At 49.8% G+C, this 249-nt stretch carries 1 protein-coding gene; it reads left to right on the forward strand.

Features of this window, described 5'->3' with window-relative positions:
* Positions 1-249 (forward strand): HEPN domain-containing protein (locus FNH22_RS31880; protein ID WP_185154544.1); only part of this gene is annotated, 249 nt, incomplete at both ends.

Consider the following 249-nt stretch of genomic DNA (forward strand, 5'->3'; position numbering starts at 1 on the left):
CCATCTTGTTGGTATATACAGATTACCGCCCCAAAGAGCATGACCTGGAGCGGCTGGACCTGCGGGTGAAAAACTGTGACCCTCGCTTTGCGGTATTCCCTCACTCCACCGATGAAGAAAAACGACTTTTTGAGCTACTCCGCCGGGCCTATGTCGACGCTCGCTACAAAATGGATGAGTATAGTATTTCTAAAGAGGAGTTAAACTACCTGGCAGAGAAGGTGGAGCAATTGAAGGGGCTTACGGAGA

Source organism: Fulvivirga sp. M361 (genome assembly GCF_007097395.1).
Taxonomy (GTDB): domain Bacteria; phylum Bacteroidota; class Bacteroidia; order Cytophagales; family Cyclobacteriaceae; genus Fulvivirga.